This is a genomic window from Halorubrum wangae (assembly GCF_051194135.1).
In the GTDB taxonomy this organism is placed as follows: Archaea; Halobacteriota; Halobacteria; order Halobacteriales; family Haloferacaceae; genus Halorubrum.
Genome location: NZ_JBLZNH010000003.1, coordinates 343,765 through 368,629 on the forward strand (window position 1 = coordinate 343,765; position 24,865 = coordinate 368,629).

The 24,865-nt window shown below is 67.7% G+C and carries 22 protein-coding genes and 3 tRNA genes; 14 read left to right on the forward strand and 11 right to left on the reverse strand.

All coding sequences use genetic code 11. The annotated features are described in order from the left end of the window. Window positions 1-35: 35 nt before the first annotated feature. The 5 genes from ACNS84_RS11765 to ACNS84_RS11785 all read right to left on the reverse strand — a co-directional run bounded on the left by ACNS84_RS11765 (window position 36) and on the right by ACNS84_RS11785 (window position 4,573). On the reverse strand, window positions 36-1,022 hold the full coding sequence (locus tag ACNS84_RS11765; RefSeq protein WP_435075059.1) for an alpha-ketoacid dehydrogenase subunit beta: 987 nt from the start codon (window positions 1,020-1,022) through the stop codon (window positions 36-38). Further along, entirely contained in the window at window positions 1,023-2,126 is a 1,104-nt protein-coding gene (gene pdhA / locus ACNS84_RS11770) for a pyruvate dehydrogenase (acetyl-transferring) E1 component subunit alpha (RefSeq protein WP_435075060.1), read from the reverse strand. It lies immediately after the preceding gene. A gap of 309 nt (window positions 2,127-2,435) precedes the next feature. Beyond that, window positions 2,436-2,867 carry a DUF8146 domain-containing protein gene (locus ACNS84_RS11775; protein WP_435075061.1) on the reverse strand — a complete coding sequence of 144 codons (432 nt, stop codon included), beginning with the start codon at window positions 2,865-2,867 and terminating at the stop codon, window positions 2,436-2,438. 128 nt (window positions 2,868-2,995) lie between these two features. Then, entirely contained in the window at window positions 2,996-3,646 is a 651-nt protein-coding gene (locus ACNS84_RS11780) for an RPA family protein (protein ID WP_435075062.1), read from the reverse strand. Next, window positions 3,647-4,573, reverse strand: coding sequence for a replication factor A (locus tag ACNS84_RS11785; RefSeq protein ID WP_435075063.1), 927 nt, complete (start codon window positions 4,571-4,573; stop codon window positions 3,647-3,649). 317 nt (window positions 4,574-4,890) lie between these two features. On the opposite strand from ACNS84_RS11785, the gene ACNS84_RS11790 reads away from it, so the two are divergent. From ACNS84_RS11790 to ACNS84_RS11805, 4 genes are all read left to right on the forward strand, one after another. Next, window positions 4,891-5,193, forward strand: a complete 303-nt coding sequence (locus ACNS84_RS11790) for a DUF7091 family protein (protein WP_435075064.1) — start codon at window positions 4,891-4,893, stop codon at window positions 5,191-5,193. An 85-nt stretch (window positions 5,194-5,278) separates the two neighbouring features. Next, entirely contained in the window at window positions 5,279-6,469 is a 1,191-nt protein-coding gene (locus ACNS84_RS11795) for a hypothetical protein (RefSeq protein WP_435075065.1), read from the forward strand. Window positions 6,470-6,552: 83 nt separating this feature from the next. Beyond that, window positions 6,553-8,403 (forward strand): ABC transporter substrate-binding protein, encoded by a 1,851-nt coding sequence (locus ACNS84_RS11800; RefSeq protein WP_435075066.1) that lies wholly within the window; start codon window positions 6,553-6,555, stop codon window positions 8,401-8,403. A 2-nt stretch (window positions 8,404-8,405) separates the two neighbouring features. Next, entirely contained in the window at window positions 8,406-9,248 is an 843-nt protein-coding gene (locus tag ACNS84_RS11805) for a phosphatase PAP2 family protein (protein ID WP_435075067.1), read from the forward strand. Between the two features lies 1 nt (window position 9,249). On the opposite strand, the gene ACNS84_RS11810 is transcribed toward ACNS84_RS11805, so the two are convergent. Both ACNS84_RS11810 and ACNS84_RS11815 read right to left on the reverse strand, forming a co-directional pair. Continuing rightward, window positions 9,250-9,918: a DsbA family oxidoreductase gene (locus ACNS84_RS11810; RefSeq protein WP_435075068.1), complete on the reverse strand. Its 669-nt coding sequence runs from the start codon at window positions 9,916-9,918 to the stop codon at window positions 9,250-9,252. 74 nt (window positions 9,919-9,992) lie between these two features. Further along, window positions 9,993-10,790 (reverse strand): ZIP family metal transporter, encoded by a 798-nt coding sequence (locus ACNS84_RS11815; protein ID WP_435075069.1) that lies wholly within the window; start codon window positions 10,788-10,790, stop codon window positions 9,993-9,995. A gap of 153 nt (window positions 10,791-10,943) precedes the next feature. Here ACNS84_RS11815 and ACNS84_RS11820 point away from each other — a divergent pair, with 153 nt between their 5' ends. From ACNS84_RS11820 to azf, 4 genes are all read left to right on the forward strand, one after another. Further along, window positions 10,944-11,135: a hypothetical protein gene (locus ACNS84_RS11820; protein WP_435075173.1), complete on the forward strand. Its 192-nt coding sequence runs from the start codon at window positions 10,944-10,946 to the stop codon at window positions 11,133-11,135. Between the two features lie 33 nt (window positions 11,136-11,168). After that, on the forward strand, window positions 11,169-13,970 hold the full coding sequence (mutS, locus tag ACNS84_RS11825) for a DNA mismatch repair protein MutS (RefSeq protein ID WP_435075070.1): 2,802 nt from the start codon (window positions 11,169-11,171) through the stop codon (window positions 13,968-13,970). A gap of 128 nt (window positions 13,971-14,098) precedes the next feature. Further along, window positions 14,099-14,449 (forward strand): cell division protein SepF, encoded by a 351-nt coding sequence (locus tag ACNS84_RS11830; protein ID WP_435075071.1) that lies wholly within the window; start codon window positions 14,099-14,101, stop codon window positions 14,447-14,449. Window positions 14,450-14,577: 128 nt separating this feature from the next. After that, window positions 14,578-15,465 carry an NAD-dependent glucose-6-phosphate dehydrogenase Azf gene (gene azf / locus ACNS84_RS11835; protein WP_435075072.1) on the forward strand — a complete coding sequence of 296 codons (888 nt, stop codon included), beginning with the start codon at window positions 14,578-14,580 and terminating at the stop codon, window positions 15,463-15,465. A 9-nt stretch (window positions 15,466-15,474) separates the two neighbouring features. On the opposite strand, the gene ACNS84_RS11840 is transcribed toward azf, so the two are convergent. Then, complete coding sequence (locus tag ACNS84_RS11840; RefSeq protein ID WP_435075073.1) at window positions 15,475-16,152, reverse strand: DUF309 domain-containing protein; 678 nt, start codon at window positions 16,150-16,152, stop codon at window positions 15,475-15,477. 374 nt (window positions 16,153-16,526) lie between these two features. Between ACNS84_RS11840 and ACNS84_RS11845 the strand changes: the two genes are divergently transcribed. Continuing rightward, window positions 16,527-18,368 carry a cation:proton antiporter domain-containing protein gene (locus ACNS84_RS11845; RefSeq protein ID WP_435075170.1) on the forward strand — a complete coding sequence of 614 codons (1,842 nt, stop codon included), beginning with the start codon at window positions 16,527-16,529 and terminating at the stop codon, window positions 18,366-18,368. 244 nt (window positions 18,369-18,612) lie between these two features. On the opposite strand, the gene ACNS84_RS11850 is transcribed toward ACNS84_RS11845, so the two are convergent. Then, window positions 18,613-18,685 (reverse strand) — tRNA-Arg (locus ACNS84_RS11850). Window positions 18,686-19,027: 342 nt separating this feature from the next. Between ACNS84_RS11850 and ACNS84_RS11855 the strand changes: the two genes are divergently transcribed. The 3 genes from ACNS84_RS11855 (at window position 19,028) to ACNS84_RS11865 (ending at window position 22,065) form a co-directional block, all read left to right on the forward strand. After that, window positions 19,028-20,485 carry a single-stranded DNA binding protein gene (locus ACNS84_RS11855; protein ID WP_435075074.1) on the forward strand — a complete coding sequence of 486 codons (1,458 nt, stop codon included), beginning with the start codon at window positions 19,028-19,030 and terminating at the stop codon, window positions 20,483-20,485. A gap of 143 nt (window positions 20,486-20,628) precedes the next feature. After that, complete coding sequence (locus tag ACNS84_RS11860) at window positions 20,629-21,060, forward strand: histone (protein ID WP_435075075.1); 432 nt, start codon at window positions 20,629-20,631, stop codon at window positions 21,058-21,060. Continuing rightward, entirely contained in the window at window positions 21,061-22,065 is a 1,005-nt protein-coding gene (locus ACNS84_RS11865; RefSeq protein ID WP_435075076.1) for a histone deacetylase family protein, read from the forward strand. Window positions 22,066-22,639: 574 nt separating this feature from the next. Here the strand turns inward: ACNS84_RS11865 and ACNS84_RS11870 are convergent. Then, window positions 22,640-22,712: transfer RNA gene (locus ACNS84_RS11870), tRNA-Asp, on the reverse strand. A 29-nt stretch (window positions 22,713-22,741) separates the two neighbouring features. Further along, window positions 22,742-22,814 (reverse strand) — tRNA-Asp (locus tag ACNS84_RS11875). A 260-nt stretch (window positions 22,815-23,074) separates the two neighbouring features. Here ACNS84_RS11875 and ACNS84_RS11880 point away from each other — a divergent pair. Together ACNS84_RS11880 and ACNS84_RS11885 are read left to right on the forward strand one after the other, a co-directional pair. Next, window positions 23,075-23,302 (forward strand): DNA-directed RNA polymerase subunit H, encoded by a 228-nt coding sequence (locus ACNS84_RS11880; protein ID WP_435075077.1) that lies wholly within the window; start codon window positions 23,075-23,077, stop codon window positions 23,300-23,302. Continuing rightward, window positions 23,299-24,864 (forward strand): DNA-directed RNA polymerase subunit B'', encoded by a 1,566-nt coding sequence (locus tag ACNS84_RS11885; protein ID WP_435075078.1) that lies wholly within the window; start codon window positions 23,299-23,301, stop codon window positions 24,862-24,864. The genes ACNS84_RS11880 and ACNS84_RS11885 overlap by 4 nt, the downstream gene beginning before the upstream one ends. Window position 24,865 lies beyond the last annotated feature (1 nt).

Sequence of the window (24,865 nt, forward strand, 5' to 3'; positions counted from 1 at the left end):
CGACGGTCATTAGGTGAAAATCCGTGGGAGCCATCTTAAAACTCGACCGCCTCCAAGATTCCGTCCTCGATTCGCGCCGCGGTCGGGAGGTAGTAGTCCTCCAGTGCGTACAGTGGGTACGGAACGTCGAAGCCGGTGACGCGCTTCACGGGCGCCTCCTGGTACAGCAGGGCCTCCTCCTGGATGATCGCCGTGATCTCTCCGGCGAGTCCGCCAGTCTTCGGCGCCTCGTGGACCACGACAGCGCGACCGGTGCGCTCGAAGGCGTCGACGATCGCTTCGCGGTCCAGCGGGGAGACGGTGCGGAGGTCCACGACCTCGCACTCGATCCCCTCCTCGGCGAGGCTTTCGGCGGCCTCCATCGTCGGGCGTGTCATGGCGCCGTAGGTGAACACCGCCACGTCGTCGCCCTCTCGGCGGGTGGCCGCCTCGCCGAGGGGGACCGTGTACGGCTCCTGTGGCACCTCGTCGCGGAACGCGCGGTAGATCAGCTTCGGTTCGAGGAAGATCACCGGGTCCGGGTCGCGGATCGACGCCGCGAGCAGTCCCTTCGCGTCGTACGGCGTCGACGGGATGACGACCTTCAGCCCAGCCTCGTGGGCGTAGAACGCCTCCTTCGACTCGGAGTGGTGCTCCGGCGCGCGGATTCCCCCGCCGTAGGGGGCCCGTAGCGTCATCGGGAGGGAGAACCGGCCTCGGCTCCGGGCGCGGAACCGGGCCATGTGCGAGACGATCTGGTCGAAGCCGGGGTACATGAAGCCGGAGAACTGAATCTCCGGGACCGGACGAAGCCCCATCGCGGCCATGCCGACCGCGGCGCCGACGATGCCCGATTCCGCGAGTGGGGTGTCGACGACGCGGTCGCCACCGAACTCGTCGAAGAGGCCCTCGGTCGCCCGGAAGACGCCGCCGTTCTTCCCGACGTCCTGACCCAGCACGAGGACGTCGTCGTCCTCGCGCATCTCGCTGTACAACCCGTCACGCACCGCCTGTACGACGGTGAGATTCTGTGTATCGCTCATTTACTCCTCCAGGAACGCTTCGTCGCCGTGTGCCTCGCGAAATGCGGTGAACTCCTCGTACTGCCGCTCCAGTTCGGGAGGCAACTCTGCGTATGCGTGCGTGAACATCTCGTTCGGCGCCGGTCGCGCCATCGACTCCGCGTCGTCGATCGCGTCGGCGACGCGCTTCTCGACCGCGGTCTCGATCTCCGCGACGCCCTCGTCGTCGAGGATCCCCTCCGAACGGAGGTACGCCTCCAACCGCGGGATCGGGTCCTTCGCCTTCCAGCGCGCGACCTCGTCGTCGTCGCGGTAGATCGTGGGGTCGTCCGCGGTCGTGTGGGCGCCGAACCGGTACTGGACCGCCTCGATCAGCGTCGGACGCGGGCGGTCGGTCTCCGGATCACGCGCCTTCTCGATCGCAGCCGTCGTGACGCTGTACACCGCGAGCGGGTCCATCCCGTCGACCTGCACCCCGTCGATGCCGTACGCCTCGGCCTTCTGCGCCAGCGTCGCGCTCCGGGTCTGTCGCTCGCGGGGAACCGAAATCGCCCACTGGTTGTTGTTACAGAAGAAGACGGTGGGCGTGTCGAAGACGCCCGCGAAGTTGACGCCCTCGTGGAAGTCGCCCTCGCTCGTCGCGCCGTCACCGAAGTAACAGAGGAAGACCTCGTCGGTCCCGCGGAGCTTCGACGCCCACGACGCGCCCGTGGCGTGGGGGACCTGCGAGGCGATGGGGACGGCGACCGGAAAGACGTTGACGTCCGTCGGCGCCTTGTTGCCGGCCTCGTGGCCCATCCAGTAGAGGAGGGTCTGTTTCAGCGGGAGCCCGCGGACCAGAGCGGCCCCGTGCTCGCGATAGGAGGGGACCATCCAGTCGTCTTCGGCGAGCGCCATCGCGGAGCCGATCTGGGCGCCCTCCTGTCCGGACAGCGGCGGGTACGTCCCCATCCGCCCCTGTCGCTGGAGGCTCACCGCCCGGCCGTCGAAGTGTCGCGCGAGTCGCATGTGCCGGTACATGTCGACGAGTTCCTCGTCGTCGAGGTCGGGCGGGTCGCCGACGACCTCGCCGCCCTCGTCGAGGACGCGGACTGGATCGTCGTACGCCCTGTCGAATACGCTCACGATCGAACCCACCTGTTCATGTGCAAATGGTTCACCGCCCGAGTAATATCGTTTTCGTAAATAATTTAGTATGATAAGAAATCTGCGAGCGTGCTGAGAAACTGTCCATCAGATTCCCAGAGAATCGGACGTTTTTGAACAACTCGCGTCGAGTCCGGCAATATTTTCGGCGACTCGGCGGTTTCCCCGAACAGTAACGGACAAACGGGAAGGTTTCTGGTGTAAGCGACCCCTGCGATGGGGAGGGGAACGGTCGCTCACCGGCGTCGAATGGGAGTCGAACTACGGCGTCGCTTCGCCGACGGTCGGTCACCCGAGGCGGAAAGAGGGTTCGTCGCGCGCGTCGCGCTCGCCGCGCTCGTCGCGCTCGTCGTCGAGGTCCTCTAAGTGGATCACGTCTTCCTCGCCGCCGTCGGCCTGCTCGCGGAGGTAGTTGACGTACCGCTTGTGCTCCTCCAGCTGTTCGCGGAGGTGCTCGGCTTCCAGCTCAAGCCGCTCGTGCTCGCGAATGAAGCTCTTGGGAACCTCGACGCGCGGCGGGAACGACTCGCCCGGTTCGCCCATGCTCTCGAGTTCGGCCTCCGGGACGGCGCGGACCTGTCCGTCGTGGGCAACGAGCGTGTCCACGTAGTCTCGGAAGACCGCTGACAGCGAGATGTCTCGCTCCTCGGCGATGTCGCGGAGGGTCTCGAACGCGTCCTCGTTGACGCGGAACGAGATTGTCTTGTTTTTGTTGCCCATTGTCAGACCGTCCTATCGCAGGCCACTTAAGCGTTTGTCAGACAGTAGCAGGATCGGTGGAAAACGGGGGTTTCCGGCCGTATCACGGCCGATCGGTTCGTGAGAACGGGCGTCCGGGACGGCGCCGGTTACGGCTCCGGTGTCCCGGGCGGGTCCGCCGCGTCGTCCGAGCCCTCGTCCGGCGCGTCGCCGGCGAGCTCGTCGCCCGCGCTACCGTCGAGGTCCTCTAGCGCCGAGAGCGCGGCGGCCTTGTACGTCTCGGGGTCCGTGTCGTACTCTTCGCGGGCCATCCGGGCGTACTCGTTGCCCTCGTCGTCGAACGCGGCGACGCGTTCGATCGTTCGCTTGGCCGTCTCGGCGACCCAGCGGTCGCGGGTGGCGGCGTCGACCTCGGTGATCGACTCGGGGCGGACGGAGACCCGAACGGTGCCGTCGTCGGTCTCGTACGTCCGGGGCTTCCCCACGACTGCGACGTACGCGGGCGGCTCCATGTCGCGGAGCTTGGAGGCGGCCTCGGGCTGGTACTGGCCGGCGTACACGAAGAACGTGCCCGTCGGATCGACGATGCGACCGCGCCAGTACTCGGCGTCCTCGCCGACGTCCTCCTTCTCGGTGAGGGTGCCGACGAAGAACACGCGGTTCGAGGACTCGCCCGTCGGTAACAGCGCGTAGACGGGGGCGCGTTCGTCGTCGGACTCGGTGAACGTGTAGCCGGCGTCGTTGAACTCGCTCGCGAACACGCGCCGGGCGACCTCTCGGGTGGGGGTAGATTGGCTCATTTAAATCGACCTCGCTTCGATCAGCGCACTTTCGACGTCGACCGGTCCGGGATACTCCAGCTCGTCGACTAAGACGTACCGGCCGAAGGTCGGGCCGGTGACGCGGTAGTACCGTCCGAGGACGTCGTCGGCCATCTCCTCGGCGACGACGGTGGTGTCGAGTGCGTCCATCGCCATGTCCTTGGCTTCCTCGAGGCCCATGCCGGTGAGATTCTCGGTGGCCTCGCGGTCGAAGATGACCTCGGTGACGGTCTCGCCGTCGTCGAGGACGCCCTTGATCCGGAGGTCGAACTCGCCCTCGACCTGGCCGTGCTCGGAGCACCGACCGTTCTGGAGGACGCGCGTGCAGTCGTCTTCGGGACAGCGCTTGATCAGCCCGGAGCCGGACTGAATGTCGACCAGCGCGCCCTCGACGGTGTCGGCGTTGTCGCCGACCTCGATATCTTCGTCTATCTCGGTGATGCCGGTGGTCCGGTTGAGCTTCACCGAGTAGTTGCCTTCGTACTCGTCTGTGACGACGTTCGAGAGCTCGTACGCCTGCCCCTCCGTCAGCTCGGGGAGGTCGGAGGTCTCGAAGGCGACGAACTTGATCGTGCCCGACTCGTCGCCGAGGAGCCCGACCTGCGAGATCGAGTCGCTGCGGGGCTCCCAGAGGTCGACCAGCTTCACGCGCAGGTCGACCCACTGTTCGTCTTCGTCGATCTCGTTGACGAGCACGGACTCGCTCCCGCCGCGGCCGAGCTCGTCGCGCTCCATCCCGGCGTCTTCGAGGTAGCTGTTGGTGACGCTCCGGCGTGCCTCGTCGACGGGGACGCGGTACTCGTTGACAAGGTTCTCCAATCGCTCCTCGACTTCGTCGGCGTCCACGTTCAGGTGGTCCGAGAACTGTTCCGCTATCGCTTCCGCTTCCTGTCGCAGTTCGCTCATGGGGTGTCTCCGCCTCCGGTCGTGTTTCAATGGGAGGCGTACGACGGTTGGTTCCTCACGGTATTAAAAATCCCGCAACCACGGTGAAAGTGAACGGTTCGAGGCCGTTTCCGGCCGCTTCCGGCGATTAAGGTCCCGTCGCGAGAGCGCCGCGTCAGACTAACGTCAGACCCTCGTATGCCATGCGCGGGCGCCATTTCGAGTGGAGCGGTACCACGGGATACGTTGGCGCAGTGCCCGAAAGCGCGCCGGCGCGGTGAGGACCGGCCGCGAATTCCCGGCAATGGACCTATATTCCGCGCACCAATACACTCCCCATGGACGACCGACTCGAACGCGTCATCCGCCAACAGCTCCGCAAGGCGGGCAAGCAGTTCGAGGAGGCGAGACGCGCGTACGCCGAGGGGGCCGAGGGATCCGACGACGACACCGCGGGGGCGGAGCGGTACGACCTCCCGACCGACAGTAACGGGCGAGCGCGGATCGTCTGCCGCCGACACGCGGAGCGACGCGCGGTCGCCGTCGACGCCGAGGGGCGGCCGTCGTGTTTCGACGCCGACCACCCCGACTGCGAGGGCTGCGCGGAGGACATCCGCGACGGGTTCGTCGAGACCTGGTGAGACCCGGTCGCCGCCGACGCACCGGCGAGGAGCGCTATCACCGACCACCCGAAGGCGTTTTTATGTCGACTCCGTGGGTGCGGCCATGAAGCGGACGACGGTCGTCGTCGGCCTCCTCGTCGTCGTCGCGGTCGGGCTGGCGCTCTCCGGCGCCTTCGCCGGACCCTCCGCGGAGGAGCCTCCCGCGGCGGTCTCGGAGGAGTCTCTCGTCGCGGTCGACGGCGACTATCGACTGTGGCCGTACACGAGTCGGAGCGCGTCCGTCGAGGGGCGGACGCTCGCGATCAACGTCGTGTTCCACGCCGACGCCGCGGCGACCCGCGCGGCCATCGAGGGCGGGACGGAGACCGACTGGGAGGTGACCGACGGGGACGAATCGGCGACGACCGACGACGCCGAGCAGGTGCGGGCGTTCGTCGAGCGTGACTGGGCCGACGCCCGCAGTTCGACGCGATACAGTTACGTCGAGGGGCCGTCCGGCGGGACCTGGCTGACGGAGACGTTCGAACTCCACGACGGGACGTATCTCGGCGTGCGCGACCACCTTCGGGCGTACGAGTCCCCCGACGGGGCGTACACCGCGATACAGGCTCACGAGGAGTACTACGACTGGTTCCGGCTCCGTCATACGGTGCCCGGGATAGACGAGCCGGCGACCCGACTGGAGGACGAACTCATCCGCGGGTCGGTCGACGCGGAGGTCCGCCGCGAGTACCGCGGCATCGACGACGGGTGGAGCGACGGCTGGCTCTCGGTGATCGAACTGGCGTCGGTCGCGACCGTCGCGGGCGCGTTGCTCCGGCGCCGAACCCGGACGGCCGCCGTCGACTTTGCGCGGCGGCTCCGGACGGAGGCCGAGAGACACACCGACGCGGCGATTCTTGGGGCGACGCTCGCCGCCGTCGTCGTCGGCGTCCGAGTGGCCGGCGTCGCGGTGGAGACCGCGTACCCCACCCTCCCGCCGAAAGCGATCGCCGGCCCGCTGTACCTCGTCCTCGCCGTCGGGCTTCCGGGACTCGTCGTCGCGCGGGCGAGAGGCTGCGAGCCGGGAGCGGCCGGTCTCGGCGTCGTCCTCGGGCTCGGTGCGGGGTTCGTCATCGACTTCGCCGCGCTCGGCGTCGCGGTCCCGCCTGCGCTCCTCGGTCACCGGATTGCGCTGCTCGCGGCGCTCGGCGTCGTCGCCGTCGGACGCGCGGCGACCGACCGGACCGTCCTCGTCGCGGGGACCCTCGCGTGGGCTGTCGGGCTGGCGCTTCCGCTCGCCGACGTGATCTGAGTCGGGCGGCGGCGACCCGATCGGTTCCTTCTCGAAGACACCACAGAAAAGATATACGTCGCCGCCGAAACTGGAGGGGACGAATGGACGGCCACGTCAGTAGGCGGGCGGCGCTCGCGCAGATCGGTCTCGGCGCCTTGAGCGCCGGTTGTCTCGGCCGAACCCGCAACATTGCGGGACGAAACGCGGCGTCCCAGCTCACGCTGGAAATCTCGGCCGCGCCCGCCGACAGAGACCCGAACGCGATCCGCGTCGCCAGACATCTCGCGGAGAACCTGACCGCGGTGGGGATCGACGCGCGGATCAACACCCTCAATCGGACTGACCTGTGGCGGAAGGTCCTCATAAATCGCGATTTCGACGTCTACGTGGGGCAGTTTCTGGAGTCGAAACCGTTCGACCCGGACGCGATGTACGGCTTCACCCACTCGCGGTTCGCCGCCGAGGCCGGCCGCCAGAACCCGTTCGGGTTCACGGACGTCAACGGCGTGGACGAACGGCTCGATCGCCAGCGGCGGACGGAGACAGAGCGACCCGCGGTCGTGGCGGACCTCCAGCGCTCGCTGTGCGAGCTACAGCCGTTCACCGTCGTCGCGTTTCCCGACTCGCTCTCCGCGATCCGCGAGGAGCGGTTTGAGGGGTGGACGAACCGACAACCCCTGTCGGCCGCGACGCTGCTGAGCTTGGACCGCGCGAGGGCGACGACCGAGGCGGGCGGCGACGGAAGCGGCGGGAACGCCACCGCGGACGCGGAGACCGCCGACGGCGACGCCACCCTCCGACTCGTCACGACGGACGCGCAGATCACGGAGAACTGGAACCCGATCGCCGCCGAATACCGACGGGAAGGGACGTTCACGGCGCTGCTGTACGACCGGCTCGCGCTGGTAGACAGCGGGGATGTCGTCCCCTGGCTCGCGTCGAGTTGGGAACGCGTCGACGAGGAGACGGTGGCGGTCGAACTTCGGGACGCCCGGTGGCACGACGGCGAACCGGTGAGCGCGAGCGACGTCGCGTTCACCTACGACTTCCTCCGCGACACGTCGATGGGGGCGCTCGAGACGCCGGTGCCGACGCCGCGGTTCCGCGGACGCAGTTCGGTCGTGCAGTCGGCGACGGCGGTCGGCGACCGGACGGTCGAACTCGCGACCGGCGACGTGAACGACGCGGTGGCCACGCGCGCACTGCAGGTGCCGATCCTCCCGGAGCACGTCTGGGCCGACCGGACCGAGGTCGCGACGATCGCCGGCTTCGAATTCGACGCCGAGACGACCGAAGCGGTGGTGTCGACCAACGAGAACCCGATCGGGAGCGGTCCGATACAGTTCGTCGAGGCGACGGCGGAGGAGTCGGTCGTCTTCGAACGGAACGGAGATCACTTCCTCGCTCGCGCGGGCTCAACCTCGGGGGAGGCCGATCCCGCCGTGGGAATCCCGGAGCGGTTCCGCGGGAAGCCGGCTTTCGATCGACTGCGGATCGAGGTGTCGCCCTCGGACATCGCAGCGGTGGCGGCGGTCGGCGACGGGCTCGCGGACGCGACCGTTTCGAACCTCGGTCCCGACGCGGTCCCGCGTATCGGACGCGAGGCGGACGCGCGGCTCGTGGCCGGTCGCTCGGGCGGCTTCTACCACGTCGGATACAACGTGCGGCGGGCACCCCTGTCGAACCCGCGATTCCGGGCCGTTCTCGCGTCGTTAATCGACAAGGAGACGCTCGTCGATCGGGCGTTCAGCGGGTACGCCGAGCCGGCGGCGTCGCCCCTGGCCGCCTCACCCGAGTGGGTTCCGGACGACCTACGCTGGGACGACCGAGAGCGGGATCCAGTCCACCCGTTCGTCGGTGAGTCGGGAACGCTCGACGCCGAGCGCGCGAGGGACAGGCTCCGGGACGCCGGGTATCGCTTCGACGACGAGGGGCGGCTGCTCTCTCAGTAAGCATGAGTCCGTTCCTGTCCGTCGTCACCTCGATCGTGCTGTGGGTCGGTGCGGCGCTGCTCGTCGCGGGGGCGACGATCGTCGGCCCGCGCCGGGTCGCCGAACTGCGGGACGAACTCGGCTCACGGCTATGGAGCGTCCGCCGGCCCGCGGCCGGGTTGATCGCAGTGCTGCTCGTGAGCGCCGTCGGTCGGAGCGCGCTCCAGACGGTATCAGAGCTGTTCGGACTGCGGCTGACGGGGCTGATCTACGCGATAGAGGGCGACTTCGTCGCGTGGGTGCAGGCGACGTTCGTCACCCCGGAGCTGACGGTGTACTTCTCCGGGATCTACGTGTACGGATACGTGTTCCTGCTGGCGTTCCCGTTCGTCGCCTACCTCGCGCTCCCGGACACGACGACGCTGAAACGGCTGATCGTCGCGTACGCGCTCAACTATTCGATCGGGCTCGTGATATACACGGTCGTGTACGCGCACGGCCCCCGAAACCTCATGCCCGACATTGTGACATCGCTGCTGTTCACGTACAACCCCGAGTTCATGGCGCTGACGAGCGAGGTGAACGAGGCGGCGAACGTCTTCCCGTCGCTCCACACGTCGCTGTCGGTGACCGTCGCGACCTTCGCCGTGTTGACCCGCGGGGCGTATCCGCGGTGGACGCCGGTCGCGCTCTGGCTCTCGACGTCGGTGGTGATCGCGACGATGTATCTCGGGATCCACTGGCTCACCGACGTGATCGGCGGGATCGCTCTGGCGTTCGGCTGCGTCTCCCTCTCGTATCGGATCGTCGACGGAGCGGACGCGGTCGCCGGCGAAGTCGGGGAAAAACGAGTCGGCGGCGGGTAGCTCAGGCGCCCTCGACGAGTCGTTCGAGCTGCTCCGGCGGCACCGCGCCGCGGGCGGCGTGGCCGTCGAACGCGAACGTCGGCACCCCGGTGACCCCCCGCTGTCGCGCGGCGTCGAACAGGTCCGTCACGCGCTGGCGGAGGTCCTCGTCGGCGAGGGCGGCGTCGACCGCTTCGCCGTCGATCCCCTCGACGTCGCTTGCGAGGTCGACGAGGACGTCGTGGTCACCGATATCGCGGCCGTCCTGCCACAGCGCCTCGAACACCGCGTCATCGAAGGCGTGCCACGACTGGGGGGCGGTCTCTCTCACGTGGACGGAGACTATCTGGGCGGGCAGCGAGTCGACGTCGGTCGCGATCTCCTGGACCATGTCGACGCCGTACTTCTCCTGGAGCCGACGGACGTTCTCGCGGGCCTGCGCGTAGTAGTCGTCGCCTTTGCCGTCGTCGACCTCGTGGTCGATCGAGCCGTCGGGGTTCCGCTTGCCGGCCCGGAGGTCGAACGGGTGCCAGTCGATCGCGAGCGGTTCCTCGCGCGTCTCCTGATACTCGGCGAGCGACCGTCGACCGAGGTAGCAGAAGGGGCAGACGTAGTCGGAGTAGACGGTGATCGACTCGGTCGCGGCGTCCGGGTCGGCGCCGGGCGTGTCGTCGGAGTGAGCGTTCGACATACCCCCGTTTCGTCCGGGAGCGGCAAAGGACGTTCGGCGGCGGCGATCGCCGCGACATGGGACGCCGCCGTCGATCAGATGAACGCGAGGGGGATCATCAGCGCGACGCCGAGCGCGATCCCGCCGACGAGCACGGGCTTCCCGCCGCGGGGGAGTCCCGCGCCGGTCTCGAGCGCCTCCGGGATGAACTCGGTCGCGACGAGGTAGATCATCGCGCCGGCGGCGAAGCCGAAGCCGTACGGGAGGAAATCGCGGGCGTACCGCACGAACGCGAAGGCGAGTACCGCGCCGATCGGCTGCGGCAGGCTGGAGAACACCGACCACCACACCATCTTCCACTTCGAGACGCCCATCGACCGCAGCGGGATCGAGATGGCGGTCCCCTCCGGGACGTTGTGGATCGAGATGGCGACCGTCATGAACACGGCGAGCAGCGGAACGGTGAAGCCGAACAGCTCCGTCCCACCGGCCAGCCCGAGGTCGGCGAAGGAGACGCCGACGGCGACCCCCTCGGGGAAGCTGTGGACGGTCAGCACGCCGAGGATCAGGACGAGCTTCTTGAAGTCCGCCTCCTCGTACTCTCGCGGGTCGATGTCGGCGTCTAACAGCACCTCGTGCGCGACGACGACGAGGGCAACCCCCGCGGCCAGTCCGATCCCGATCTCGACCGGCGTCCCTTCGGCGAGCCCCTCTTGAACGAGGCCGAACAGCGACGCGGCGAGCATGATGCCCGAGGCGAATCCCCACAGCGCCACGTTCCCGCGGTCGCTTATCGAGTCGAGAACGAAGAACGGTAGCGCGCCGATGCCGGTCGCGAACGCCGTGAGGAGGCCGGCGAGAAACACGAACGCGAAGGCGTCGAAGGCGACCATCAGTCGAAGCAGTGTTCGCTGCTCCGGTACATAACACCGGCGTCCGCGACGGATCTCGGGACGTCGGAGTCAGCGATTCCCGAGATACACGCGTTTCCGGGCGGGTACGCCGAGGTCGCGGGCTGTGCCGACGTCGACTCGTCCTCCGGCGGCGTGGTCGATCCGCTCTCCGTAGACGGCTCGCCCTCCGGTGGGGCACCTGGAACCGTCCCCTTCGCATCCGTCTCCGGGTACGCGTACGCCATCCTCTTCGCGGTGCTCTTCGGAATCGCTGGGCTGATCCACCGCACGGTGACGCGTCGGAACCACGTACTGGAGGACCGGCCACCGGACCGACACCCGTAGGGTTTTAGCCGCCCACGGCGGCAGTACGGATATATGGTAACGGGGATCGTCGGGGAGTTCCTCGATCTCAAGGCGGAGACCGACGCAGACATCCTCGCGATGCAGTGCGGCGACTTCTACGAGTTCTTCGCGGACGACGCCGAACTGGTCGCCGACGAGCTTGATCTGACGGTGTCACAGAAGTCCTCGCACGGCTCGTCGTACCCGATGGCCGGCGTCCCGCTCTCGGAGCTGACGCCCTACGTGAAGGCGCTCGTCGAGCGTGGCTACCGTGTCGCCGTCGCCGACCAATACGAGACGGACGACGGCCACGCCCGCGAGATCACTCGCGTCGTCACGCCCGGCACCCTCCTCGAAACCGCCGACGACGACGCGCGGTACCTCGCGGCGGTCGTCCGCGAGGGCGAGGAGGGCGGCCCCTACGGCCTCGCGCTCGCGGACGTCACGACGGGGCGGTTCCTCGTCACCGAGGCCGACGACGAGAGCGGCCTCCGGGCGGAGCTCTACCGGTTCGACCCGGCGGAGGTGCTCCCCGGCCCCCGCGTCCGCAACGACGACCGGCTGCTCAGCGCGGTTCGGGAGGACCTGTCGGGCTCGGTGTCGGTGTTCGACGCGGAGTCGTTCGCTCCGGGGCGAGCCAAACACGCCGTTCGCGAGCAGTTCGGCCGCGAGACCGCCGACAGCGTTGGGATCGACTCGGATCTCGCGCTGCGCGCTGCCGGCGCGGTCCTCGGCTACGTCGAGGAGACGGGCGCCGGCGTGTTGGCGTCGATGACCCGACTCACGGCGTACGGCGACGGGGACCACGTCGACGTCGACGCGACGACCCAGCGCAACCTCGAGCTCACGGAGACGATGCGAGGCGACGGCGAGGGATCGCTGTTCGAGACTATCGACCACACGGTCACCGCGGCCGGCGGGCGACTGCTCCGAGAGTGGCTCACGCGACCGCGGCAGGACCGGACGGCGCTGGATCGGCGACTCGACGCAGTCGAGGCGCTGGCGGCGGAAGCCCTCGCACGCGACCGTCTCCGCGAGACGCTCGGCGAGGCGTACGACCTCGAGCGCCTCGCCGCGCGGGCGACGAGCGGGAGCGCAGGCGCGCGAGAACTCCTCTCGGTGCGTGACACCCTCGCGCTGGTGCCGGCGATGCTGGACGCGGTCGAGGGGACCCCGCTCGCGGACTCGCCGGTCGCGGCGGTGCTGGAGGGCCTCGACCGAGAGCGCGCCCGAGCCCTTCACGAGGAGCTCGCCGACGCGCTCGCCGAGGACCCGCCGAAGACGAAGACGCAGGGAGGGTTGCTCCGGAAGGGGTACGACGACGAGCTCGACGAATTGATCGAGAGCCACGAGGCGGCGAACGAGTGGCTCGATAGCCTCGCCGAGCGCGAGAAGCGCCAGTACGGGCTCAGCCACGTCACGGTCGACCGAAACAAGACGGACGGCTACTACATTCAGGTTGGGAAGTCGGTCGCCGACCAGGTCCCCGAGCACTACCGGGAGATCAAGACGCTGAAGAACTCCAAGCGGTTCGTCACCGACGAGCTGGCAGAGCGAGAGCGGGAGGTCCTCCGGTTGGAGGAAACCCGTGGCGAACTGGAGTACGAACTGTTCGAGGAGCTTCGCGAGCGAGTCGCCGCCGACGCCGAGCTGCTACAGGACGTCGGGCGAGTCGTCGCCGAGGTCGACGCGCTCGCGTCGCTCGCCACCCACGCCGCCGGCAACGACTGGAGTCGACCCGAACTGACCGACGAGCGCCGGCTGGACGTCGAGGCCGGTCGCCATCCGGTGGTCGAGCGGACGACCGACTTCGTGCCGAACGACCTCCGACTGGACGAGGAGCGTAGCTTCCTGATCGTCACCGGCCCGAACATGAGCGGGAAGTCGACGTACATGCGGCAGGCGGCGCTGATCCAACTGCTCGCGCAGGCGGGCTCGTTCGTGCCCGCGCGGGCGGCCACCGTCGGGCTCGTCGACGGTATCTACACCCGCGTCGGCGCGCTCGACGAGCTGGCGCAGGGGCGCTCGACGTTCATGGTCGAGATGCAGGAGCTATCGAACATCCTCCACTCGGCGACCGCCGACTCGCTGGTCATCCTCGACGAGGTCGGCCGTGGCACCGCCACCTACGACGGCATCTCCATCGCGTGGGCCGCGACCGAGTACCTCCACAACGAGGTGCGCGCGAGGACCCTCTTTGCCACCCACTACCACGAGCTGACGACGCTCGCGGACCATCTCCCCAGAGTCGCCAACGTTCACGTCGCCGTCGACGAGCGCGACGGCGAGGTGACGTTCCTCCGGACGGTCCGCGACGGGCCGACCAACCGCTCGTACGGGGTTCACGTCGCCGACCTCGCCGGCGTCCCGGCGCCGGTCGTCTCTCGCGCCGACGTGGTCCTCGACCGGCTCCGAGCAGAGAAGGCTATCGAAGCGAGGGGGTCGCGGAGCGGCGGCGGGAGAGCCGAGGATGGAACCGGAGGCGCGGACGGGACCGGCGGCGGGACGAAGCAGGTGGTCTTCGACCTCTCGTCAGGGTCGTTCGCGGACGACGGCGACGCCGAGCCGATCGAGGCGGACGGGGAGGGGACCGACCCGGCGGACGACCCGACCCGGACCGAAGCGGGATCGACGACGGGAGCGGCAGAGTCGACGACGGGGGCGACAGGACCCACGACCGGCGATTCCGGGGCGTCCCCGGAGAGCGATCCGGTCGACCCCGAGACCCGCGCCGTCCTCGACGAGCTGAGCGACGTCGACATCGCGTCGACCGCGCCGGTCGAGCTGCTCGCGCGGGTGCAGGAGTGGCAGGAGCGGCTCGACGAGGGTCGCTGAGAAGCGGCGGGAGCGCTCAGCGGAGAGCGCTGAGGAGCGCGAGAACGAGTCGGCGCGGGCGGCGGGCGACCGGCGCGACTTGAGCGTCTGACGTAAGAACTAATGTCCGACCTCAACGTGTAATACGTATGGGCATCATGAGCAAGATCCTCGGCGGCGGCGGAAACCGTTCCGTCGACGACTACGTCGAGCTCAACCTCGACGACTTCGCCGAGGCGCACGCGGACACCGGAATGCAGGTACATATCGCAGAGATCAGCGACAAGAGCGACATCATCCCGATCAAAGACGCCGTCTACGACGGCGACTTCGTCATCGCCGACATCACCCGTCACTCCACGTCGGACCGAACGGTCGAACACATCATCGACGAGTTGCGGCAGGTCGCCCAAGAAGTCGACGGCGATATCGTCCAGAAGGGCGACGACCAGATCGTCATCACGCCGACGGGCGTCTCCGTGTCGCGGAAGAAGCTGTAATCGGGAGCCTCCGCGGAGCCGTCCGAGTTTTAGGCCGGTCGAGGGGCCGACCCACGCGTTCCTCCTGATCGTCTGGTTCGCGGTCGAACCGTGTATTATATGCCCGCTTCCCGCCCACATACGACCGAATGGACGAGCCGGTCCTGCTAACGGGCGCCGGCGGACGGGTGGGACAGGCCATCCTCCGCGGCATCGGCGACGACTACGAGTGGCGACTCCTCGACAGGGAGCCGCTCCCGGCCACGAAGGTGCCCGACGGCGTCACCGACGCGGACCAATACGTCGCAGACATCACCGACGAGCAGGCGGTTCGCGAGGCGATGGCGGGCGTCGGCTCGGTGATTCACCTCGCCGGCGACCCGCGGAAGACCGCGCCGTGGGACTCCGTGCTCCGGAACAACATCGACGGGACGCAGGTCGTCATGCGCGCGGCCGTCGACGCCGGCGTCAAGCGGTTCGCGTTCGCCTCCTCGAACCACGCCGTCGGCGGCTACGAGACCGAGGACCGGACCCCGGATCTGTACCGCCCGGACGACGACTACCGACTGGACGGGACCGAGCTCCCTCGACCCGGAAACCTCTACGGCGTCTCGAAGGCGACCGGGGAGACGCTTGGCCGCCTGTACCACGACGAACACGGCATGAGCGTCGTCTGCGTGCGCATCGGGAACCTTACGAAGGACCACCCGCCGCGAGAGTACGAGCGCGGGCAGGCGATGTGGCTCTCGCACCGTGACTGCGCGCACCTGTTCGACCGCTGTCTCCAGGCCGACTACGGCTACGAGATCGTCTACGGCATCTCGAACAACGACCGGCGCTATTACTCGATCGAGCGCGCCCGCGAGGCGCTCGGCTACGACCCCGCCGACAACTCCGCGGACTACACCTTCGAGGGCGATCCGAAGGACGACGCCGGGGCGGCCGACGACGAGAAGCCCGACCGCCCGGCCGCGGAGGACACGCCCGCCGAGCCGAACTTCCCGCCGGACCCAGACACGCCAACCGACGGCGCCTGACGAGAGTAGTTAAAAGAGACCCTCGACGTCGCGGTGTTTGCGCGTCGCCCGTTCCACGTGATCCGCGAGCCGTGCGGCCACCTGCGGACGAGCGTCGGGCTCGCGGAGGAACGCGAAGATGAGCTCCGCGAACTGCGTCCGGCCGGTGCCGCGCTCCTCGCGCGCCAGCGCCGCGGCTTGCTCGACCGTCGCCTCGTCACTGTGACCGACTGCGACGGCGAGCGGGGGCGCGGCGAGGAGCGCGGCCGAGAAGTCCAGATCCGCGAACGTCGGCGCCTCTCCGTCGACCAGAAACACCGGCGGGTCGGCGCGCTCTATCGTCTCGGGGTCGGCCGCGAGGCGCCGGCACCACGCCAGCACGCTCGGGACGTCGACGCCGCGAGCCGCGTCGTCGACGGCCGCGAGGTACTCGACGGCGTTGGCGGCGCAGCCGGCCGCGCCGGACCAGTTCCGCTCGGTCGCGTGGTGGGTCGCCGCGGCGACCGCGATCAGCCCGTGGAGCAGGCGCTCGTCGTCGCCCTCGTCGAGGGGGAGCCACGCCGCCTCCCAGGGGTCGTGCGCCGCGAGCACGTGACCCTCGTTGAACAGGGCGGCGCCGGCGGCGACGGCCGCGGAAACGGAGGGGTCACCCCCTGAATCCGTCCCGAGAGCGTCGACGTCGCGGGAGTCCGGGTCGCGATCGGGCATACCCGATCGTCGGCGACGAGAACATAAAAAAGACGAGACCGCCGGTCGACGAGGCTCGAATCCCGCCGCTGGAGCGCCGCAGAGGCGACGACGTCGACGACGTGTGCCAGCGCAAACGCGGCCGTGATCGGGAACGAGACGACCGCGACGGTCAGGACGGGCAGCGCCGGAATGACCGCGGCGGTCCGCGGTGACGAAAGGGGCGCGGCGGGGTCGGGGCCGGCGTAGCGGTCGGAATGGACGGTGCGTCTGGAGGGTCGGTCTCGTGCCACGGTGAGTGGGTGGACGGAGCGGTGAGTTGGTGAATCATGTGTCGGTATACCAATACACTAACGAGGGAAGCGGACGTACGTCAAACAGACGTGTCGAGCCTACTGCCGGTCATCGCGGCGATACTCGTGTCCGGACTCGTCGTCCAGCTCGTCGCTCACAAGTTGGAAGTGCCGAGCGTCATCTTCTATCTCCTGATCGGCGTCGTGCTCGGACCGGAGGTGTTGGGGCTCGTAACCCTCGAGACGTTCGGCGCCGGCCTCGAGATCATCGTCGGGATCAGCGTCGCGATCATCGTCTTCGAAGGAGCGTTCGCTCTGCGGATCGAGCGGATACGAGGCGCGTCGCGAGTGTCGCTCCGGCTGGTGACGATCAGCGCCGTCGTGATGTTCTTCGGGACCGCGGCCGCGGTCAGATTCTTCGAGGATGCCGACTGGGATATCGCGCTGCTGATCGGGGCGCTGCTCGTGGCGACCGGACCGACGGTCATCACGCCGATACTCAACGTCGTCCGCGTCAGGGACCACGTCGCCACCGCGCTGGAGACGGAAGGGATCGTCAACGACGTGACGGCCGCGATCGTCGCGGTGGTGATCTTCGAGACGCTGCTGCTCGACGACCTCGGGGTTCCGGCGACCCTCTTCTCGTTCGTCGAGCGACTGGGCGTCGGCGTGCTCGCGGGGGTGTTCGCCACCGTGGTGATCTACTACCTGTTGAACAGCGAGCTCGTCCCCGAGCGCGACGTGCAGTCGTCCCAGTTCCTCGTGTTGGCGGCGGCGGTGGGCGCGTTCGCGGCCGCCGAGGCCGTCGCGGCCGAAGCGGGCATCGCGGCGGCGGCGACGAGCGGTATCCTGCTCGGGAACCTCGACATCGACAACAGAGAGGAGATCGAGCGGTTCGCGGAGAACACGACGCTCGTCGTCCTCTCGTTCGTGTTCATCTCGCTGGCCGCGCTGATCGACGTCGAGGCGATACTGCAACTCGGTCTCGGTGCGATCGCGCTCGTCCTCGTGATCATGCTCGTGCTCCGGCCCCTCGGCGCCTTCATCGCAACGGCGGGAGTCGAGCGGTTCACCTGGCCCGAGCGGCTGTTCATCGCGAGCGTGGGACCGCGGGGTATCATCCCGGCGAGCGTGGCCACGCTGTTCGCGATCGAACTGGAACTCGCCGGAAGCGTCAACCAGGGCGAACTGCTGGTCGGGACCGTGTTCGCCGTCATCTTCGCGACGGTCGCGATCGAGGCTGGACTCGCGCGACAGATCGGCGACGTCCTCGGAGTGTCACCAATGCGCACGATAATCATCGGCGGCGGTCGGGTCGGCCGGGCGCTCGCCACACGACTGGAGCGACGGGGCGAGTACGTCGTCATCATCGAGATCGACGACGAAGTGGTCGAACGGGCGCGTGCGGCGGGATTCACCACGTTCGAGGGCGACGGCAGCGACACGGAGACGCTGCGCCGCGCCGGCATCGAGGACGCCAAACGGGTGGTCGCGGTGACCGGCAGCGACGACATCAACCTGCTCGCGTGCCAACTCGTGAGTACGAAGTTCGGCGTGGAGTCGCTGTACGCTCGGGTGAACGACACCGACAACGTCGGCGCCTTCGACAGCATCGGCGTCAAGGCGATCGACTCGCCGACGGCGACGGCGGTGGCCATCGACGACGAGATCGAGCGGCCGGCGATCACGCACTGGATGAAAGAGTTAGGCGACGGTCACGACGTGCAAGAGGTCGAGGTGACCGCGGAGAACCTCGCCGGAAAGACGATCCGGGAGCTCAACGCGCAGATCCCAGACGGGACGTTCGTCGCCGTCGTCAGCCGCAACGGAGAGAATCGGGTGCCGTCGGCGGACAGCGTGCTGGAGTACGGCGACCATGTCACCTTCATCGGCGACGCGAGCGCAGTCAAGCGAGCGATGAAGCGGTTCCACCCCCACGACTAACGGGCCGATCGACCGACCGCGCCTCAAACCTCCCCGGCCTCGTCGCTCGCAGTTGCGCGCCGCGATACCTGCGAAACCGCGAACGAGCGAGCGTGTCGCACAGAATCCACGCGCGGCTCGCGGTGCTCGACAGGTGTTGTGTCCGAAAACGTCCTGACGGAGTCCGCGCTCGCTCGCGAGCGCAGGGCACGTCAGGGACGAAACGCAGCGGCTGCCGAACGTGGTGAGGCAGCCGCAAAGTGAGCGTCCTGACGGAGATTTGAACTCCGGTCCCTGGCTCCGCAAGCCAAGAGGATAGTCCACTACCCTACCAGGACTCAATCAATCGTACCCCGGTGAAACTTAAGACGGTTACGGTCCGCAGCCCGCGTGACGGACGGTCGCACGCGACGCGAGCCGACGCGCCTCTATGAGGTCGACCGACCGCGGGGAGTCTCTCCGTGAGAGCGACACAGACGCCCGCGCACTGAGATTGCACAGCTTTTGTATCGAGGAGCCCGAGGGACCGGTATGACGGAACACCGATCCCCGTCGGCGACGACGCGGGCTCGACGACCGACGGCACCCCAGAGCGGAGCGGCGAAGGACGCGCGCGCCGCCCCGAGACCCCCGCAAGGACAACGCTTATCCGCGGACTCGACAACCGAGGAGGTACGCGTATGGGAGTGATAGAGGACGTCTACGGGGACCTCGACACCGACGTCGAGTTCGAGAAGTTCGAGGCGGCCGTCGAGGACAAGGTCGAGCAGATGGGCGGGCTCGCCGACGAGGAGACGGCCGCGATGCTTATCGCCCACGAGCTGCGCGACGAGCAGGCCGACACGATTGCCGACATCGAACCCGGCATGAGCGAGGTGAAGTTCCTCGGGAAGGTGACCTCCATCGGCGACGTCAAAACGTTCGAGCGCGACGGCGAGGACGCCGAGGAGGGCCGCGTCTGTAACGTCGACGTCGCTGACGCCTCCGGCTCCGTTCGGGTCGCGCTCTGGGACGACATGGCCGCGGCGGCCGTGAATGAGTTGGAGGTCGGACAGGTGCTCCGCGTCATGGGCCGACCGAAGGAGGGGTACAGCGGCCTCGAGGTCAGCGCCGACAAGGTCGAGCCGGACGAGGACGCCGAGGTCGACGTGCAGGTGCTCGACACCTACCGGGTGGAGGACCTCTCGCTCGGCGCCTCCGACGTGGACCTCGTCGGACAAGTCCTCGACACCGACTCGGTCCGGACGTTCGACCGCGACGACGGGAGCGAAGGACGCGTGTCCAACCTTACAGTCGGCGACGAGACGGGCCGCGTGCGCGTCACGCTGTGGGACGACAAGGCCGACCTCGCCGACGAGTTCGAGGCCGGCGAGGTCGTCGAAGTCGGCGACGGCTACGTCCGCGAGCGCGACGGCGACCTCGAACTCCACGTCGGCGATCGGGGCACCGTCGAGCGAGTCGACGAAGACGTCGAGTACGTGCCCGAAACGACCGACATCGCCGATCTGGAGATCGGTGAGACCGTCGACATCGGCGGCGGCATCATCGAGACGGACCCGGTTCGTACGTTCGACCGCGACGACGGGAGCGAAGGCCAGGTTCGGAACGTCCGGATCAAAGACGACACGGGCGAGATCCGAGTCGCGCTGTGGGGCGACAAGGCCGACCGCGACATCGATCTGGCGGACCGCGTCGTCTTCACCGACGTGGAGGTCCAGGACGGCTGGCAGGACGACTTGGAGGCGTCCGCGAACTGGCGTTCGACGGTCACCGTCCTCGAGGAGGGGGCGGAGGCGTCGAGCGGCACGGGAGAGACGGACGAGCGCAGTCGGGGAGGCGACGAGGCCGGACTCGGCGCGTTCGCCGACGGCGCGGCCGGCGACGGGGATGACGAGTCGACGGCGGCAGGCGGCGACGCCGTGGCGGCGGAGTCCTCCGGCGGCGCGGCGACCGCGGCGGCGACCGCGGATGAGGTCGAGTTCACGGGGACTGTCGTACAGACCGGCGACCCAGTCGTGCTGGACGACGGTCAACGGACGAAGAGCGTCGAGACTGACGCGAGCCTCCGGCTCGGCGAGGAGGTCACCGTGCGCGGCGCAGAGCGGGACGGCACCATTCAGGCGGAAGACGTGTTCTAGTCGTCGTGGGCACCGCCCGAGGCTGCGGGTTGGATTTCGGAACGGACGGAGAGCGACGCGTCGAGGCGCCGCGACGCCAGCGCTCGAGCGCGGAGACGGCGGTAACGGAAAGCGTTATACGGCACACGGACGCGACTGTGTGTATGAGTGTCGAGTTGCCGTTCGCGCCGGTCGACGGGATCATCCGGCGGAACGCCGGGGAACTCCGCGTCAGCGCCGACGCCGCCGAGGAGTTGGCCCGGCGCATTCAAACGCACGGCGCGGAGCTGGCGATCGGTGCGGCCGAACGGGCAACCGAGGACGGACGGAAAACGCTGATGGCGTCGGATTTCGGCGTCGAGCAGGTGATCGCCCGCGAGGACCTCACGCTTCCCGTCGCGCCGATCGATCGCATCGCGCGACTCCGGATCGACGACCGATACCGAGTCGGCGTCGACGCCCGAATCGCGCTGGCCGACATCCTCGAAGATTACGCCGACAACGTCGCGAGCGCGGCCGCGACGCTCGCAGAACACGCCGACCGACGGACCGTACAGGCCGAGGATATCGAGACGTACTTCGCGCTGTTTGAGTAGATGCAGTTCGGCTACAGCGAGCGGTGTCTCGCGCACGACACGGGGGAACGACATCCGGAGAATCCGGACCGACTGCGCGCGATCCGCCGCGGACTCGCCAAGCGACACGGGGTCGAGTACGTCGAAGCGCCCCCGGCCACCCGCGAAGAGGTCGTCGCCGTCCACGACGCGACGTACGTGGACGAGTTCGAGTCGTTCGTCGACGACGGCGGTGGGAGCTGGGACCCCGACACCGTCGCGAGCGAGGGGACGTGGGACGCCGCGCTCACCGCCGCCGGGCTCTCTCAGTGGGCGGCCCGAGCCGCACTCGACGGGGCCAACGGACGAGACACCCCGTTCGCGCTCGGTCGACCGCCGGGACACCACGCGGTGATCGACGACGCGATGGGGTTCTGCTTTTTCAACAACGCCGCCGTCGCGGCACAGACCGTTCTCGACGAGGGCGCCGCGGATCGAGTAGCGATCTTCGACTGGGACGTACACCACGGGAACGGCACCCAGGACGTGTTCTACGACAGAGGCGACGTGCTCTACTCGTCGATCCACGAGGACGGACTCTACCCGGACACGGGCGACCTCGAAGAGATCGGGCGCGACGACGGTGAGGGAGCCACGGTGAACCTCCCGCTCGCCGCCGGCGCCGGCGACGCCGATTACCGCTACGCCATCGAGGAGGCGATCGCACCGGCCATCGAGCGATTCGACCCGGACCTGCTGATCGTCTCGGCCGGGTTCGACGCCCACCGCCACGACCCAATCTCGCGGATGCGCGTCTCCTCGGAGGGGTACGCGATGATGACGAACCAGATCCAGAGGATCACCGACAACGTCGGCGCCGCCGACGCCTACGTGTTGGAGGGCGGCTACGGACTCGACACCCTCGCCGAGGGCGTGTCGATGGTCCACGAGACGTACGACGGGCGAACGCCGGTCACGGACGAGGAAGAGCCGAACGCGAAGACGGAGTCGCTGGTGGCGGACATGCGGGAACTACTCGGACTGTGACCGACGGTCGACCGCGGTGAGCGAACTGCGTACCGAGTAAGGGAAGCAAAGGTGAGGAGAGGCGACGAGAGCGGGGTCGACGACCGACTCGCGGTGCTCACGGCTCGTCGAGTAGCTGAGATAGACCGCCCGGAGCGAGATTTGAACCGGAATCGGACGTGCTCGCTCCCGCTGGTCGCTGTGCGCGACCGATAGGGTTCAAAATCCCTTCGTCTGAATTCGTCGACGCCGGGCTCGCTCGTTGCTTCACTCCTCGCTCGTAGTCGGTGACAAAAACGCCCGGAGCGGGATTTGAACCGAAATCGGACGTGCTCGCTCCCGCTGGTCGCTGCGCGCGACCGATAGGGTTCAAAACCTCTTGTCTGAATTCGTCGACGCCGGGCTCGCTCGTTGCTTCACTCCTCGCTCGTAGTCGGTGACAAAAACGCCCGGAGCGGGATTTGAACCGAAATCGGACGTGCTCGCTCCCGCTGGTCGCTGCGCGCGACCGATAGGGTTCAAAACCTCTTGTCTGAATTCGTCGACGCCGGGCTCGCTCGTTGCTTCACTCCTCGCTCGTAGTCGGTGACAAAAACGCCCGGAGCGGGATTTGAACCCGCGTCACGACCGTGACAGGGTCGTATGATGGGCCACTACACCATCCGGGCAAACAGCGACAGCGCCCCGAATAGGGGGACGCCCGGAGCGGGATTTGAACCCGCGTCACGACCGTGACAGGGTCGTATGATGGGCCACTACACCATCCGGGCTTGTCGCACTCATTCGTACCCCTGTCTGGCAAATAAGGCTTGTCATCGCCGGCGACGATGGGGACTGATGACAGGGCGATCGGCGGGCGTCGTCGTCGATCACGGCGGTAGTCTTTTGTGTGATAGCCGCATGAGTGAGAGTATCGCACGCCCCGTCGTCGTGAGCCGCGCACGGCGGATTCGGTTGGCAAGCCTTATGATGTTGGCCCATATAGCAATCTGTAGTATCTCGTGATAGCTTCTCTCAATAACCACCACCCATGGTAGACGTAAGCCAACACGAACTCGTCCCGAACCACGTCCTGCTCGACGAGGACGAAATCGACGAGGTTCTGGCGGAGTACGACGTGAAACGGACGAACCTACCGAAGATCAAACGTACGGATCCCGCGATCCCCGACGAGGCCGAGGTCGGTGACGTGGTGAAAATCGTTCGAAACTCCCGCACGACTGAGGAAGCGGTCGTGTACCGACTAGTCGTCTCATGAACAGGCAAGACCGACGCGTGGTGTCACGCGAGTACTTCTCAGACGAACGGCTCGCCGAACATCACTTCCGTTCGTTCAACAACTTCCTGGACCGCGGCATGCAGGAGGTCGTCGACGAGAAGGAGACGATCGAGACCGACATCGGCGACAAGGAGGGGCAAGAGCCCGTCTACGTCGAACTCGGCGACGTGCGCATGGTCACGCCGCGTGTCCGAGAGGCCGACGGCTCCGAGGAACTGCTGTATCCCCAGGAGGCCCGCCTCCGGAACATCACCTACTCGGCGCCCGTGTTCATGGAGATGTCCATCGTCCGCGGCGGCGAGGACGAGCCCGAACAGGTCGTCGACACGACCGAGACGAAGGTCGGACGGATGCCGATCATGGTCGGGTCGGACAAGTGTAACATGGCCGGCTTCTCCGACGAGGAGCTCATCGACATCGGCGAAGACCCCGTCGACCCCGGCGGCTATTTCATCGTCAACGGCTCCGAGCGCGTGCTGATGACCTCGGAGGACCTGGCGCCGAACAAGATCCTCGCCGAGTACGACTCGAAGTACGGCGACGAGATTCAGGTCGCCAAGACGTTCTCCCAACGCCGCGGCTACCGCGCGCTGGTGCTGTGCGAGCGCAACCGTGAGGGACTGCTCGAAGTGTCGTTCCCGTCCGTCTCGGGCTCGATCGACTTCGTGACGCTCGTCCGTGCGCTCGGCCTGGAGTCGGATGAGGAGATCGTCCACCGCGTCTCGGACGACCCCGAGATCGTGAAGTTCATGCTGGAGAACTTAGAGGAGGCCGAGGTGCAGACGACCGAGGAGGCCATTGAGACCCTCGGTGAGCGCGTCGCCTCCGGTCAGGGGAAGAACTACCAGCTCAAGCGGGCGAACTACGTCATCGACCGCTACCTGCTCCCGCACCTCCACGAGGAGGGCGTCGAAGAGGAGGACGTGCGCATCAACAAGGCGTACTATCTCTGTCGGATGGCCGAGGCGTGCTTCGAGCTCGCCTTGAACCGCCGCGAGTCCGACGACAAAGACCACTACGCCAACAAGCGCCTGAAGGTCTCCGGCGACCTGATGCGCGACCTGTTCCGGACCGCGCTGAACAAGCTGGCACGCGACGTGAAGTACCAGCTTGAGCGCGCGAATATGCGGAACCGCCAGCTCACCGTCAACACGGTCGTCCGTTCGGACGTGTTGACCGAGCGGCTCGAACATCCGATCGCGACGGGCAACTGGGTGGGTGGACGCTCGGGCGTCTCCCAGCTCGTCGACCGGACTGACTACATGGGCGTGCTCTCGCACCTGCGGCGCCTGCGCTCGCCGCTGTCGCGGTCGCAGCCGCACTTCGAGGCGCGGGACCTCCACGCGACCCAGTGGGGTCGCATTTGCCCGTCCGAGACGCCGGAAGGACCGAACTGCGGACTCGTGAAGAACTTCGCGCAGTCGATGGAGCTGTCGCAGACGGTCGAGGACGAACAGGGGCTGAAACGAGAACTGGCGTCGATGGGTGTCGAGGGGATTCCCGGCATCGAGGGCGTCGATCGACAGACGGCGGACGACTAAT

What these genes read in the sequence shown, in the direction of transcription:
- ACNS84_RS11810 (WP_435075068.1), bottom strand. Translation starts at nt 9,918, where the DNA reads ATGTCGAACGCTCACTCCGACGACACGCCCGGCGCCGACCCGGACGCC.
- ACNS84_RS11800 (WP_435075066.1), top strand. Translation starts at nt 6,553, where the DNA reads ATGGACGGCCACGTCAGTAGGCGGGCGGCGCTCGCGCAGATCGGTCTC.
- ACNS84_RS11855 (WP_435075074.1), top strand. Translation starts at nt 19,028, where the DNA reads ATGGGAGTGATAGAGGACGTCTACGGGGACCTCGACACCGACGTCGAG.
- ACNS84_RS11880 (WP_435075077.1), top strand. Translation starts at nt 23,075, where the DNA reads ATGGTAGACGTAAGCCAACACGAACTCGTCCCGAACCACGTCCTGCTC.
- ACNS84_RS11830 (WP_435075071.1), top strand. Translation starts at nt 14,099, where the DNA reads ATGGGCATCATGAGCAAGATCCTCGGCGGCGGCGGAAACCGTTCCGTC.
- ACNS84_RS11795 (WP_435075065.1), top strand. Translation starts at nt 5,279, where the DNA reads ATGAAGCGGACGACGGTCGTCGTCGGCCTCCTCGTCGTCGTCGCGGTC.
- ACNS84_RS11885 (WP_435075078.1), top strand. Translation starts at nt 23,299, where the DNA reads ATGAACAGGCAAGACCGACGCGTGGTGTCACGCGAGTACTTCTCAGAC.
- ACNS84_RS11775 (WP_435075061.1), bottom strand. Translation starts at nt 2,867, where the DNA reads ATGGGCAACAAAAACAAGACAATCTCGTTCCGCGTCAACGAGGACGCG.
- mutS (WP_435075070.1), top strand. Translation starts at nt 11,169, where the DNA reads ATGGTAACGGGGATCGTCGGGGAGTTCCTCGATCTCAAGGCGGAGACC.
- azf (WP_435075072.1), top strand. Translation starts at nt 14,578, where the DNA reads ATGGACGAGCCGGTCCTGCTAACGGGCGCCGGCGGACGGGTGGGACAG.
- ACNS84_RS11865 (WP_435075076.1), top strand. Translation starts at nt 21,061, where the DNA reads ATGCAGTTCGGCTACAGCGAGCGGTGTCTCGCGCACGACACGGGGGAA.
- ACNS84_RS11840 (WP_435075073.1), bottom strand. Translation starts at nt 16,152, where the DNA reads ATGCCCGATCGCGACCCGGACTCCCGCGACGTCGACGCTCTCGGGACG.
- ACNS84_RS11780 (WP_435075062.1), bottom strand. Translation starts at nt 3,646, where the DNA reads ATGAGCCAATCTACCCCCACCCGAGAGGTCGCCCGGCGCGTGTTCGCG.
- ACNS84_RS11815 (WP_435075069.1), bottom strand. Translation starts at nt 10,790, where the DNA reads ATGGTCGCCTTCGACGCCTTCGCGTTCGTGTTTCTCGCCGGCCTCCTC.
- ACNS84_RS11805 (WP_435075067.1), top strand. Translation starts at nt 8,406, where the DNA reads ATGAGTCCGTTCCTGTCCGTCGTCACCTCGATCGTGCTGTGGGTCGGT.
- ACNS84_RS11765 (WP_435075059.1), bottom strand. Translation starts at nt 1,022, where the DNA reads ATGAGCGATACACAGAATCTCACCGTCGTACAGGCGGTGCGTGACGGG.
- ACNS84_RS11785 (WP_435075063.1), bottom strand. Translation starts at nt 4,573, where the DNA reads ATGAGCGAACTGCGACAGGAAGCGGAAGCGATAGCGGAACAGTTCTCG.
- ACNS84_RS11860 (WP_435075075.1), top strand. Translation starts at nt 20,629, where the DNA reads ATGAGTGTCGAGTTGCCGTTCGCGCCGGTCGACGGGATCATCCGGCGG.
- ACNS84_RS11790 (WP_435075064.1), top strand. Translation starts at nt 4,891, where the DNA reads ATGGACGACCGACTCGAACGCGTCATCCGCCAACAGCTCCGCAAGGCG.